This window comes from Rhodopirellula sp. MGV (assembly GCF_002251265.1).
GTDB classification, from domain to species: Bacteria; Planctomycetota; Planctomycetia; order Pirellulales; family Pirellulaceae; genus Stieleria; species Stieleria baltica_A.
Genome location: NZ_NPDI01000027.1, coordinates 34,421 through 48,080, shown reverse-complemented (window position 1 = coordinate 48,080; position 13,660 = coordinate 34,421). Strand labels below are relative to the sequence as shown.

The window sequence follows — 13,660 nt, the reverse complement described above, 5'->3', positions numbered from 1 at the left end:
GCGACTTACCAATAGAACACGACACCCGTTTTGCACTGCCAAAAACGGGTGTTTATGCTTAATCACCGCCGTTGCAGTGAACGTTCTGCGGTGTCGGATACTCTCGATCAGGAAGTGGGGACGACCCCACCGCTCCAATTACTCTCAGGGACGACCCTGAAAACGGAGGAGCGATTCGGATGGCTTGGTTGCTTTTGGTTCTAGCGGGACTCTTCGAGATTGTGTGGGCAGTTGGTTTGAAACTGTCCGACGGCTTTTCACGTCCGATTCCCAGTCTCTGGACGATCGCCGCAATGCTGATCAGTTTCAGTTTGCTGGGCGTCTCGATGAAAACACTGCCGGTCGGAACGGCCTATGGCGTTTGGGTAGGGATCGGAACGGTGGGGACGGTGATTGTGGGGGCGATCATGTTTGGTGAGCCGGCCAGCGTGCTGCGAATGGTGTTTGTCGTGTTGATCGTGATTGGAATTGTGGGGCTGAAATTGACGAGCCCAGCGTAGGCGTCGCCAAGCACGATCCAAGACAAGTTCTCAAGCGATTCCTTGTTTTTGATACATTGGCAGTTGGTAATTCTCGAGCCAACTTTTCTCTTTCGGAACGGAGTGTGAACATGGTCATCGGGATCGATCCACGCGTTGACTTCGCCTGCAAGTTGCTGCTTGGTAGCCCGGACCACCCTGCGATCACGATTCATTTCCTGAACGCAGTTCTTGGCGGAGAGCCGAAGATAACGGATGTAAAAATACTTAATCCGATCGCTGACAAGCGTCATGACGATGACAAACTGTCGATTCTGGACATCTTGGCGACCGACGATCACGGGCGGTTCATTGACATCGAGATCCAGACAACGCTACCGGCGGGACTCGCAATGCGACTCACCTATTACGCGGCCAGCCAGCTGGTCGAACAACTTGGTGAGGGCGATAGTTACCGCGATCTACGCTCTTCCATTGGGATTTGCATTCTCGATGCGTTTCTTTTTAAAGACTCAGCGAGCCTGCACCTCGATTTTCAATTGCGATCCAAGACGGGAGAGCGTCTCACCGATTGCCTGCAAATCCACCTTTTAGAGTTGCCCAAGTACGTTCCTGACGAGGATAATGAACTGTCGTCGGATTCCATTAGGCAGTGGATGCATTTCTTTCAGTTTGCCGCGACCTCCACTCCGGAGGAGTTGCACCACAAACTTCCCGATCCGGCGTTTACCGAAGCGATAGGAGTCTTGGAAATGATCGCCAGAAACCCCGAAGAACGACGGTACTACGAATCACGTCTGAAAATGCAGCGTGACGAACAGGCGCGACTTGAAGCGGCAGAAGAGCGTGGCGAGGCACGTGGAGAGGCTCGTGGGCAAGCGATTGGCGAAGCTCGTGGCCAGGCGATCGGACGTGTTCGCGTTCTGCAATCCCTTGCTGGCGTTGAAGAATCGACCGTCGAGCAGTTGCGTTGCAAGACGCTGGAAGAGTTGTCTGCGATGGAAGCGATCCTGAAACAGCAACTGCGTGATCGCGGCTGATCAAAATGTCTGTAGCTTCGTGCTTTTAGTGCAAATCAATCAGAGCCCAGTGCGGTTCGATCGGCGTTCCATCTGGCATCGTTCTTGCGCTCAGGCTCGCTGAACGCAAACCTGAAAAGTCGACTACAATGCAGGGACCGCTTGCGCATTCTCCCCCTCCCATCCACAATCCCCGCGTTTACTCCGATGAATCGAATTCTCGCTTTTGCGTTCGCCATGGTTCCGCTTGCCGCAATCGCGGGCGAAGTGAAAATTGTCGACGATGGCAAGAAAGCTGTTGTCACGATCGATGGCCAGCCTTTCACCGAATATCGCTACACCGGATACGCAAAACCGATTCTGTATCCAGTTCTCGGGCCGGGCGAGAAGCCGATGACACGGGACTATCCGATCGTCGAAGGCACGCCCAATGAAGCGAACGATCACCCACACCACAAATCCATTTGGTACACGCACGACGATGTCAATGGAATTCGCTTTTGGATGGAAGAGACAGAAGGCAAGCCGGTGAAGAACATCGGAAAGCAAGTCTGTACGTCGCTGGAAATCGAGGGCAACTCGATCCTTACCACCAATGATTGGCAAAGTGCTGATGGCGAAGCCGTGTGTACTGACAAACGCAAGATTAGCTTTGGTACCATCGGTGACGCTCGTTATATCGACTACGAAGTCACCTGGGTGGCAAGTTCTGGTGATCTGCGTATCGGGGACACCAAAGAAGGCACCATGGGGATTCGCACCAATCCCAACTTGCGTCTAAAGGCGTCGCCGAACCACGGAAATCACACCGTCTCGGGACATAGCATCAACAGCGAAGGCGTGCGTGATGGGGCGATGTGGGGCAAACGCGCCGCATGGGTCGACTACTGGGGCGAGATCGATGGGGATACCGTTGGCATTGCTGTCTTTGATCACCCCAGCAACACTCGCCATCCGACTTGGTGGCACGCACGCGACTATGGTTTGGTCGCGGCAAACCCCTTTGGCGTTCACGACTTCGAAGGCAAGCCGGACGGTACGGGTGACATGACGTTGAAGGCAGGTGAAACGATGACGTTCAAGTATCGTTATCTGTTTCATCCTGGCGATCATGACACTGCCAACGTCGCCGAGCAGTATGAAGCCTTTACGCGTTAAGCGTTGCGAGAAGGTTTGGCTAGGAATTGCAGCGGACGGTTTGAAACAGCTTCAACGCGTCCACCGTCATGCGGACATTGTGTACCCGAACGATGTCCGCGCCGGCTGCTGCCACGGCCAAGGTAACGCCAAGCGTTCCGGCATCACGATCGGCCTCTTTGTCGCCGATCAGCTTGCCGATGAAACCTTTGCGGCTGTGACCGATCAGAATCGGCACGCCGATTTCGCAAAAGCGATCGGTATGTTGTAGTAACGTGATGTTGTGTTGGTGTGTTTTGCCAAAACCGATTCCGGGGTCCAAGCAAATTCGATCACGAGCGATTCCGGCGGCCTCAATTGATTCCAATCGTTTGACCAAATAGTCGTAGATCTCTTCGACAACATCGCCGTATTGCGGATCGTCTTGCATGGTTTGCGGCGTGCCTTTCATGTGCATCGCGCAGATGCCGACATCACTGGCGATTGCGACGCCCAGCATTTCGGGATCGCCTTCCAGTCCGGTCACATCGTTGATGATCTCTGCGCCGGCATCGATCGCCGCTTTCGCAACAACAGCTTTGCTGGTGTCGATGCTGATGGGGATCGATAGCTTTTCGGCGAGTCCTTTGATCACGGGAATCACCCGGCGTAGTTCTTCGTCGGTTGCGACGGGATCGCTGTACGGCCGAGTGCTTTCACCCCCAAGGTCGATGATGTCCGCGCCATCGCGTTCCATTTGCATTGCGACTTCGATTGCCTGCTCGACGCCGTTGTGTTGGCCGCCGTCAGAAAAGCTATCTGGCGTGACATTCAAGATGCCCATCACCAAGGGGCGATGTTCGAGCGACAAATGACGCTTGCCGAGATTCCACATTGGGCAACAAAAGGGTTCAGGGGATTTGGTCGGTTGGCAGCCCGAGCATTGTTTCATCGAATCGAATGCCAAACAGGGGTGCGAACGTCAAAATCTGCGATTCGCTTGTCTCCTTCACCGCGATCTGGCTCCTGATTTTCGGAGCGTCTCCAAACGAGAATGCCAGTGGCAATGGCTTGGCGTTTCGTCAAAGTCGACTTGATCGTCATGTTAGGACGTTCGCGAGTTCTGTCTTGGTTGTCTCTCCGTCGCGTTGAAAACTTGATCGTGGAATTCGGCGGCGAATGGCCGATTGAAGAACCGACGAGGTGTGCATTACGCCTAGCACGCCAAAATGGACCGGTGCGTCATCTGCCGGAAAATCGTCGCTGCTGCCCCTCCGGTCCAAGCTGTTTCAACCATTCCATCCGGCCCTAACCGTAGTCAGCCGGTATGAGCGCGTACCCTTTTCATACGATGGAAGATACTCGACGACCCAGTCCCATCTTGGTCCTGTTGACGATGTGTCTGCTGGTCGGCGGCGGATTGTACTTCGCGCAGAACTACAAGATCGCGGGCCTGGATCATCTCGAAATCAAGCCCAAGTCGGACCCACCGCCGCCATCACCCGAAACCGACCTAGACGATTTTTTCTTCGTCAACTCGATGGACACGGCGGGGAAACCTGCCAAGCCAGCTTCGTTTGTCGCTCGGCCCGATGTCCCGCCAAAGAACCTCCATCCGCTCAAACTCGCCTCATGGGCACTCAGCGGTTTTGGCCCCACAAAGTTCGCGAATGATCAATGCCGCTTAGGCGTGATGCGAATCTTGCAACAATACGACATCATCGCGTTGCAGCAGATTACGGCTGCCGAACGCGACTTGGTACCGCGATTGGTCGATGAGCTGAACGAAGGAACAAACGGCGCGTACGACTTCGTACTCGGCGGTATTACCGGCCCGCCGACCAGCAGCGAGCAACTGGCAATTCTCTTCAACAAGAATCGCGTTCGTATCGACCGTTCACAAACCTATACGGTTGCCGATCCTCAGAATCAGATGACCTACGATCCGATGGTCGCTTGGTTTCGTGCGGCCGAACCGCCAGACCAAGTTGCTTGGACGTTTTCCGTGGTCAACGTACGAATCAACTTGGCCCGTGCACCAGCCGAAGTCGCATTGCTGCCTGGTATCTTTTCGTCGGTCCGCTTAGACGGTCGGAACGAAGATGACGTCGTGATGATGGGGTTGTTTCAAGCAGACGACACGTACTTGCTGAAACGTACGATGGGCGATGAAGTTGTCGCTGTAGTCCGCAGTAGCGCGACTGACATCTTTGGACGCCACCAAACCTCAAATATCTTGGTCGATCGCAATCGAACGAACGAGTTTATCGGGCGTGGCGGCCCATTCGATTTTCTCAGACAGTACAACTTGACGCTTGGCGAGGCAGAAGCGATCAGCAGTCATCTGCCTGTGTTTGGTGAGTTCACACCGTGGGAAGGCGGGATCTAGTTTGACTGTGCAACAGCAGCATCGCCATCCAAAGCATGGTAAGGCTGGCGGGAAAGGCCGGCAGAATCGTGTCTTCGACAAGTCCAGAAACCAACACGTAAGTCGCAATCCCGCGAAATAGCGGTTGGGGAGATCGAATCGCGATCTGTAGTGTGATCAGCAGCAGCATCACGACGATGCCACCCGCGACGATCCCGCCAGAAAACAGTATGTGAAACATCAAGTTATGTGTGCCGACGGATTCCGGGCTCATCACCGTCGCGGCGCTGTCCATTCCGTAGCCGATCCACCAACGCTCGCCAATCAACGTGAGAGCTTCTTGCCAGATCCGCGTCCGCCCGGTCAACGAAGTCAGCTCTTCGACGTTGCCTGATTTGGTCACCTTTGAAACGGCGCTATCGAGCGGTGACTTTCCGCTGGCAAGTCCATAGACCAAGAACGCGGCTAGTGCGGCGATTAAACCGAGGTTCGCAAGTAACATCCCTTTGCGCGAGTACAGGCGGTCAAACAGGATCATGGCTGACGCGATGACCGTCGCTAGAACCGCCGTCCGTGACAGTGTGGCGACCAGCGTTGCCGCGGCCAAACAGAGAACGGCTGAATCAAACAATCGCCAACGCGATTGAACTTGACTGTCATTTTTAAAATCGATTGCTGTGGTGCCGAACAACGACGCGATCACCAGCAACACTGCCGTTGACGCTTCGTGAGCGATCGCGTTGGGATGGGCAACGCCGCCCATCCGTGCGACGGTCGTGGTTGCGTCGACGTATTCGTGAAATTCACCGAAAGAGGGAAACAGCAAATAGATCAGCCACGCGATCCCCAGATACATCGCTAAGCCGAGGACCAAGGCCCGTGCCAGCGTTCCGAAACCGATTGCCGACAAGCTGGCGGTGACGAACCCCAAATATCCGATCAGGATCAATGCCGCAGCGACACTGATCAGCCGCGAAGATGTCGGTGAGAGGATGCCTGCGACAAGCATTGTCGCGGACAAAGTAGCCAATGCGATGCCAACTGTCGTGGCAATTGTTTGTCTGGTGGCGTGGCTTCGAAGCAGGCTCCAGACGGTGATCACCCACGCGCTCGCTGCGGTTGCCAGCTTGAGCAGCAAGACTGGGTTCGTCGAGCTGACGCGTCCTTCGGTGACGGGCTGGACCGGATTTAGCAGTGCCGCCAACAACCCGATCACCGCGATCGCGACCGGCGCGACGGGGATTCGGGTCTGCAGATGCTCGCCGACTGTCATCGGTGGGGTGTCAGTAGAGGCGTTCATCGGCTGGATGCGATCATCAGTGAAGCGGAGTTCCATTCAGGATAGTCGCTGATGGTACGATCGTTAAACTGGTGAGTGATTCCATTCACGAAAATCGACTCGACGGATTCATACGACCCAATTGATGGGATCCTGATGGGACAAAACGAAGCAAAAACGTACCAACTGAATGCCGAACAGCGACAAGCGGCCGAATTCGACGGGGGGCACGCTCTGGTTTTGGCCGGTGCAGGAACGGGCAAAACCAGCACCATCGTCGCTCGAGTGGACCATTTGATTTCAAGCGGAGTCGACCCACGCCGGATCTTGCTGTTGACCTTCACCCGCCGCGCCGCTCGAGAGATGCGGTTGCGAATGATGGAGCACAGTGGCGAAGGCACGAAATTGGTGTCCGCCGGAACGTTCCACAACTTCTGTTTGCAATTCCTTCGCCGCTGGCCGGATCTGTTTGGTTGCGGCGCGTTATCGATCATCGACCGTGACGACCAGCTGCAGCTCATGAAGCTGGCTCGCGGAACAGTGGTGGGCAAAAACGCGCAGTTCCCAAAGTCGGCGGAGCTGGCCAATTACTATTCCTACGCCCGTAACACCAACCGCACGATCACCGAGTACCTGAAGGAGTTCACCGAACACGACGAAGAATTGATCGAGCGAATTTCGGCGGTGCTACAGGATTACAGCAAACGCAAACGCGATTGCCGGTACTTTGACTATGACGACATTCTGCACTTGTTCGCGCGAGGGCTGCACCAGAACAATGTGCTGCGTGAGAAGCTAAAACGCCGCTTTGATCATGTCTTGGTCGACGAGATGCAAGACACCAACCCGTTGCAGTGGTTGATCTTGGACGGCCTGCGTGATCCGGCCAAGCTGTTCTGCGTCGGCGACGACGCACAGAGTATCTATGCGTTTCGCGGTGCTGATTTCCAAAACGTGCATTCCTTCACCGAACGAATCGAAGGGGCAACCGTGCTGCGGTTGGAAGAGAACTTTCGCAGTTACCAGGAGATCTTGGACCTGTCGAATTGGCTGCTCGATCAGTCGCCGCTTCGGTACAACAAAAAGCTGCATGCGTCGCGTGGCGCGGGAGTGAAACCGTGCCTGATCGATTTCGGCGAGGATTTGGAAGAAGCGGACTGGATCACGGATGACTTGCTGGACCGACACGAAGGCGGCGATGCGTGGAACCAACACATGATCCTGACGCGGACCGCGTTTGGTGCCAGACACATCGAAGCGTCGTTGGTGATGAAAGATATCCCGTATCGATTCATCGGCGGGACTCAGTTGTTGCAGTCCGCGCACGTGAAAGACCTATTGAGCTTGCTGCGCGTGGTCGACAATCCGTCCGATCAGTTGGCCTGGATGCGATACCTGACATTGTGGCCAAGAATCGGCGACAAGTCGGCGGCGACGATGATCGGCAAGCTGTTGGTGATCAGCGGTGCGGAAAAGATCGAAGCCGAACTTGCGCAGCGTGCCAAAGCGAATCCCCGTTTGGCAGAGGCCTATGGCGGGTGTGCGAAACTGCGTGACAAACCCAAACAAGCCATCACGGCAGCTGTCGATAAAATGACGCCGCTGTTGGAAAAAAAGTACGACGATTGGGATCGGCGATCGAAGGACTTAAAATTGCTGGAACGCCTCGCCGAGAAGCACACGACCATTGGCGAGTTTTTGGAAACGTACACGCTGGATCCAATCTCCGAAAGCGAAGCGTCCAATGACGACAACACCGATGTCGTGACGCTGATCACCGTTCACAGTGCCAAAGGCACCGAGTCACCGGTGTGTTACTTGATCGGAGTTCAGCCGGGAACTTACCCACACGCTCGCAGCATCGGTGATGATGACAAAGAAGAGGAAGAACGCCGCGTCTTGTATGTCGCAATGACGCGTGCCAAGAACGAGTTGATCCTTACCGGGACGACACGTTACCGAGGTGCGTACGTGCCATATCACAATCGCGGTTTCGCCGCGGCCGGTGCAAGCACGACGTACTTCTTGGAAGACGTCCCGGCCCATTTGCTGGGCGACACGGATTCGTTTGATGAGGATCCGTTTGATTCGCCGATCAGGTCTTATCGCGATTGATTAATAGTTCGAACTGCGTTCGATCAGGTTCATCAATTCGGCCGTCGGTTGGCGAACGTTGATCACGCGTTGGCCAGACGGTTGGTTGGGATCACGGATGATCACAATCATCTCTTGTGGGATCGTGGCGAGACGCGTTTGTGGTACCGACGGGGCTTCAGGAACCGAGATGCCGCTGGTTTGGGCGATCATTCCATGAGCGGGCTGTTGCACAGGTGCCGCAGATGGTCCGTTGCACAGATGTGACATGCCGATTCGTGCCATTTGCCAGCTGATGCTACGAGGCCCGGTATAGATTCCGACATCGTCGTTGTAGTCGGCAGCGTTGCAGACACCGATCACACGGCCTTGTTCATCGAACAGGCCGCCGCCGCTGCGACCATCAATTGGTGCCCCGGCGATTTCGATATTCGACGCGTTGATTTGTGGGTTGTATTTGTCGATGCCCGTGATTCGGGTATCGCGTCGTGAGGGATCGGCGCCACGGTCGCATCCGAAGCTGAACACGACTTGCCCGTTCTGCGGGGTTTCGTTGACGTTGATCAGTGGAGCGACGGCAATCTCAAAGCCAGGTCGAATGGCGACGAGAGCGATGTCGCGGTCGCCCGCGTCATAGTCGACGACTTGACCTGGTACAGTGCGAACTTGGCCACCGACAAACAAGTCGACTTCGACTTGTGATTGCAGTTTGGTTTCACGGAACAGGTGGCCGCAGGTCAACACGAGTGCTTCCGCATCATGGCGGTCAATAATCGTTCCGGTACCGACGCCAAAGCCATGCCCATCTTTGACGCGTAAGCGAACGGTGGCGGCGCGAGCTCGTTCGACGGCACTCGCACGCTCGACGCTAGGCATCGGTTCGTTGTATGCCGCTTGCGCAACGTTGTTTTGTGCACCCGCCGCGGTTTGCGTCCCGAAAGATGGTTGCGACGTGATCGGTTGGCTGTTGAGCAGTTGCCCTTGATGCAAGTTTGTTTCGATCGGCAGCAGGGTGCGAGTGCCGGCCTGGAGAGCTTGCTGAAGTTTTTCAACAGATTGGGCGCCGACGAGCCGAGTTAATTCTCGTCCGCCCGACAAAACGACAAAGGTTGGCACTTGGCGGACACCGTAGTGCTGCGCAAGTGTGCTTTCACGGTTGATGTCGATGTGGCGGATCGGGGTGCCGCTGAGTTCCATCTGGTGCAGCGCCGGTTCCATCGCTTTGCAATGCCCGCAGTTGTCTGACTTAAACGCCAATAGCACAGGCGTCGCGGCAGCGTAGTTGGCCCCGATCACGGTGGAAATAAAAACGACAAGAGCCGTGACCGTCGCCCCATAGAGGCGACCGAACATCGTAAGGTCCAACATTGTCACTCCATCGACTTGAAAAGTCAGACACGCGATCCAAGCCGGCCTGGCCGCACGCGAGTCTGGTGGTTGCGTCCGGCACTCGTTGCCGCGACGATCGGACTGTCGAGGATGTGTCAGTCCGCGACAAGATCAATGCGGGGACAGACTCTGCGAAACTGCGTGAAACACGCGGGATTACGAGTTTCACGACGTTCGGTACAATTCGCAACTGAAAACCAAGTGGCTGCGATTCCTCGCCCTCGATGCTGCTAGCAAAATACCGCTTCGGCCTATCAATTTCGGTCGAACGCCCAAGATCCAATCAACTATCAATTCCATGACCCGACAAATCCTTGTCACCAGTGCCCTGCCGTACGCGAACGGTCCGATTCACATCGGTCACCTGGTGGAGTACATCCAGACCGACATTTGGGTGCGTTACCAGCGTCTGGCCGGCAATCGCTGTGTCTACATTTGCGCTGACGACACGCACGGCACGGCGATCATGATCCGTGCAAAAAAAGAGGGCCGCAGCGAGGAAGAGCTGATCGCGGACATGAGCGGTCAGCACCAACGCGACTTCGACGGTTTTCATGTCGAATTCGATCACTATGGCAGCACCCATAGCGAGGAGAACCGCGGCCAGTGTCATTTCATCTGGAAAGCCCTCCGCGAAAACGGCTTGGTCACCGAAAAGCTAATCGAGCAGCTTTACGACCCGGAGGCGGAGACGTTTTTGGCGGACCGTTTCGTGCGAGGAACTTGTCCCGTCAGCGGCCACAAAGACCAGCCCGGTGACAACTGCGTTTGTGGCGCGACGTATTCGCCGACCGAATTGATTGACCCGGTCAGCACGCTCAGTGGCGCGACACCCGAGATTCGCTCGGCAGTGCACTTGTTCGTGCAACTCGAAAAGCTGCGTGAATTTTTGTCGGACTGGATTGAAAACGGCGATGCGTTGCAAAAGGAAACGGCGAACTACTTGAAAGGCTATTTCCTGGCCGAGGACAAAGAGCTTCGCGACTGGGACATCAGTCGGCCGGCGCCCTACTTTGGTTTCGAGATTCCTGATTCGCCCGGCAACTACTGGTACGTTTGGTTCGACGCACCGATCGGATACATCTCGTCGACCGAGCAATGGTGCAAGTTGAACGGCGAGTCATTTGACGATTGGTGGCGCAGCGAATCGACCGAGATCCACCATTTCATCGGCAAGGACATCACGTACTTTCACACGTTGTTCTGGCCAGGGATGCTGCACACCGCTGGCTACCAATTGCCGACCAAAGTTCACATTCACGGTTTCTTGAATGTCGACGGCGAAAAGATGAGCAAGTCCAAGGGGACGTTGATCACCGCCGAAACGTATTTGAAACACGCCGAGCCAGACTTCCTGCGTTACTACTATGCAACGAAGCTGACCCCGAGAGTCGAAGACTTGGATTTGGGGATTCAGGAGTTTGTCGACAAGGTCAACAGCGACTTGGTTGGGAAGGTCGTGAACTTGGCCAGCCGCGTTGGCAAGTTCGCCGGACTGACCGGTTTGTCAGAAACCTATCCCGACGACGTGCTTTTCGAAAAGGCAGCCGCGGCGGGCAAAGAGATCGCACAGGCCTATGAAGCTTGTGACTATAGCCGTGCGATGCGATTGATCATGGAGTTGGCTGATTCAGCCAATCCCTATGTCGAACACGCCAAGCCGTGGGAGATGAAAAAGGACGCCGATCGCCAAGATGAACTTCGCGACGTCGTCACCGTGGCCCTGAACCTGTTCCGCCAGTTGGCCATTTACCTTTCACCGGTCTTACCAACGCTCGCCGACAAGTGCGCCGCGTTGTTGAACGATCCGATCACGTCATGGGATCAAAGCCAAACGCCGCTGTTGGGCACATCGGTCGAAAAGTTCAAACGAATGATGGAACGTATCCAACCCGAGGATTTAGAGAAGATGATCGAAGAAGGAAAATCCCAAGCCGAAGCGGACAGCGACGCACCCGCGGCTTCGCAGTTCAACGATTCGGACCAATTCATCAAAGAAAAGCCGATCGAAGAAGAAATCACCATCGACGACTTCGTCAAAGTCGACTTGCGTGTCGCACGGATCCTTTCGGCCGAACACGTGCCCGAAGCCAACAAGTTGCTGAAGCTGACGCTGGGTCTGGGCGGCGACGAAACTCGCCAAGTCTTCGCGGGTATCAAGTCGGCCTACGACCCAGAAGCGATCGTCGGGCGATTGGTCGTGATGGTTGCCAACTTGAAGCCACGGAAGATGCGTTTTGGGCTGAGCGAAGGGATGGTTTGTGCATCCGGTCCTGGCGGCGGCGATATCTTTTTGCTGTCCGTCGATGACGGGGCCCAGCCTGGCCAACGCGTGACATGATCGTCAAGCTCCGGCGTCGAATCCTGGACCGATTCGTGTTGCGTCCTTCACGCAACCAATTGGACTTTGGGCAAAAGCAGCGGTATTGGTTCGAGTCGAACGAAAATCGCGACGAGTACTTCGTCAGCGATCCCAGTCCCGCGCAGACGCCGGACCTCTTGATCATCAAGTTTCCCGGAACCGCCGGTCGCGCTGAACGCGCGACCGACTGGCCTGGCAATGTTCTTCCGCACGTTCATGTGCGTAGCTGTACCTGGAATGCACCCGGGTACGGAGGTTCGACTGGCAAGGCATCGTTATCACGAATCGCCCAGCGGGCCGAAGCGTTCTTTTTGCACCTCGCCGACCAAGTGAATACCGAACGCACCGCGATCTGGTTGACGGGAAATTCGTTGGGCTGCGCGACAGCAACGTATTTAACCAGCAAGTACGGGGACCGGATCGACGGGCTGGTGCTGCGTAACCCGCCGCCGTTGATCGAGACCGTCAAACGTGTGGCAGACCGTTATCCGCTGGGGCGATGGGCGTACGCGATCGCTGACAGCTTGCCCGAGTCAATGAATTTACTGCACACCGCACCAAACGTGATCACGCCGGTGGTCATGCTGCAAAGCGAACTCGACGAACTGGTGCCACTTGCGCTTCAGGACGAAGTATTCGAGTTACTGTCCTCGCCCAAACATCGCGTCGTAATGAAAGGCATCGGGCATGCTGGGTTGATCAATGATGATCACCTGCCATCGATCTCGGAAAGTATTCGATGGCTTTGGGATCAATCCGCAAAGGCTTGATCAGCGTCGACGGCGGCGAAGTAGCACACCGGTGCTGAAGAAAAGCCCAATGCTCAAGACGCCCGGTTCAGGAATCGATGTAATGGTGTAGCTCGTCGTCGGCCCGCCGTTCGGATCGGTATAGGTCAAATCTAGAAGCGTCGATTCACCGGCTGAACGTAGGCTGACCGCGGTCGTCCGGACTTCGGTTCCGTCGTCGATACCAGTGATATCCAGTCGCACCGTGTCGCCATCGGATAACGCCAGTGAACTGAAGTCGAACGTTAGCGTTCCGATAAGAAACGGATTCGTATCGACGATTGAGAAAACGTCGGTCCCCGGTGGCGAAAATGGCTCCATCACCAGCCTCGAGGGCGAGTCCGGGTTCTGCCCGAACGAAGTTGCTTGCCATTCGCTGAAAGGGAACGCGGCATCAAATTGGACCAACGAAAAATTCGTCAGAGACGTTTCGCTCACAGTCGAGAGCGAGAGATCGATTTCGACAAATTCTAGTTCGTCACCAATGTGATCCGCAGTCGCGCGGAACACGAGATCGCTGGCGAATTGATGAGAACTGACCGCTCGGGCGTCGCTCAAGTAAGCGACCATTTCGGCGTTGCAGCGTCGGCCGAGTAAGAGCAGAGTCGCCGTGCAAGCGAGCAAAATGCGTGGCAGCATCGATTTTTTATACGTGAGAGCGTTCATGGTGATGCGATGCTAAGCCGTCACCCCCCAAGCTGCAAGCTTTCCGCGTCAGATTTCGTCGAGAGGTCCCAGAGATCCGTCTTGCGGCCATCCAGTGATT

General features: G+C 55.6%; 11 protein-coding genes. 7 read left to right on the top strand and 4 right to left on the bottom strand.

Annotated features, from left to right (window positions below):
• The first annotated feature begins 179 nt into the window (after positions 1–179).
• From sugE to CGZ80_RS08500, 3 genes are all read left to right on the top strand, one after another.
• Positions 180–500: a quaternary ammonium compound efflux SMR transporter SugE gene (gene sugE, locus CGZ80_RS08510; protein ID WP_094413324.1), complete on the top strand. Its 321-nt coding sequence runs from the start codon at positions 180–182 to the stop codon at positions 498–500.
• Between the two features lie 110 nt (positions 501–610).
• On the top strand, positions 611–1,519 hold the full coding sequence (locus tag CGZ80_RS08505; RefSeq protein ID WP_094413322.1) for an Rpn family recombination-promoting nuclease/putative transposase: 909 nt from the start codon (positions 611–613) through the stop codon (positions 1,517–1,519).
• Positions 1,520–1,705: 186 nt separating this feature from the next.
• Positions 1,706–2,656, top strand: a complete 951-nt coding sequence (locus CGZ80_RS08500; protein ID WP_094413320.1) for a PmoA family protein — start codon at positions 1,706–1,708, stop codon at positions 2,654–2,656.
• A 19-nt stretch (positions 2,657–2,675) separates the two neighbouring features.
• On the opposite strand, the gene folP is transcribed toward CGZ80_RS08500, so the two are convergent.
• Positions 2,676–3,509: a dihydropteroate synthase gene (gene folP / locus CGZ80_RS08495; protein ID WP_233148307.1), complete on the bottom strand. Its 834-nt coding sequence runs from the start codon at positions 3,507–3,509 to the stop codon at positions 2,676–2,678.
• 456 nt (positions 3,510–3,965) lie between these two features.
• Here folP and CGZ80_RS08485 point away from each other — a divergent pair, with 456 nt between their 5' ends.
• Positions 3,966–5,003, top strand: a complete 1,038-nt coding sequence (locus CGZ80_RS08485; RefSeq protein WP_094413542.1) for a deoxyribonuclease I — start codon at positions 3,966–3,968, stop codon at positions 5,001–5,003.
• Here CGZ80_RS08485 and CGZ80_RS08480 read toward each other — a convergent pair.
• The gene (locus tag CGZ80_RS08480) at positions 4,978–6,282 is read right to left on the bottom strand and encodes an O-antigen ligase family protein (protein WP_158222610.1); all 1,305 of its coding nucleotides are present in this window, start codon (positions 6,280–6,282) and stop codon (positions 4,978–4,980) included. The two genes, CGZ80_RS08485 and CGZ80_RS08480, sit on opposite strands and share 26 nt — an antisense overlap.
• A gap of 75 nt (positions 6,283–6,357) precedes the next feature.
• On the opposite strand from CGZ80_RS08480, the gene CGZ80_RS08475 reads away from it, so the two are divergent.
• Positions 6,358–8,376: an ATP-dependent helicase gene (locus CGZ80_RS08475; protein WP_094413314.1), complete on the top strand. Its 2,019-nt coding sequence runs from the start codon at positions 6,358–6,360 to the stop codon at positions 8,374–8,376.
• On the opposite strand, the gene CGZ80_RS08470 is transcribed toward CGZ80_RS08475, so the two are convergent.
• Entirely contained in the window at positions 8,377–9,723 is a 1,347-nt protein-coding gene (locus CGZ80_RS08470; RefSeq protein ID WP_094413312.1) for a trypsin-like peptidase domain-containing protein, read from the bottom strand.
• 319 nt (positions 9,724–10,042) lie between these two features.
• Between CGZ80_RS08470 and metG the strand changes: the two genes are divergently transcribed.
• Positions 10,043–12,085 (top strand): methionine--tRNA ligase, encoded by a 2,043-nt coding sequence (gene metG, locus CGZ80_RS08465; protein ID WP_094413310.1) that lies wholly within the window; start codon positions 10,043–10,045, stop codon positions 12,083–12,085.
• Positions 12,082–12,876: an alpha/beta fold hydrolase gene (locus CGZ80_RS08460; RefSeq protein WP_094413308.1), complete on the top strand. Its 795-nt coding sequence runs from the start codon at positions 12,082–12,084 to the stop codon at positions 12,874–12,876. The genes metG and CGZ80_RS08460 overlap by 4 nt, the downstream gene beginning before the upstream one ends.
• Here the strand turns inward: CGZ80_RS08460 and CGZ80_RS08455 are convergent, their stop codons facing one another.
• Positions 12,877–13,560 carry a hypothetical protein gene (locus CGZ80_RS08455; RefSeq protein ID WP_094413306.1) on the bottom strand — a complete coding sequence of 228 codons (684 nt, stop codon included), beginning with the start codon at positions 13,558–13,560 and terminating at the stop codon, positions 12,877–12,879. It abuts the gene before it with no gap.
• Positions 13,561–13,660: the final 100 nt, after the last annotated feature.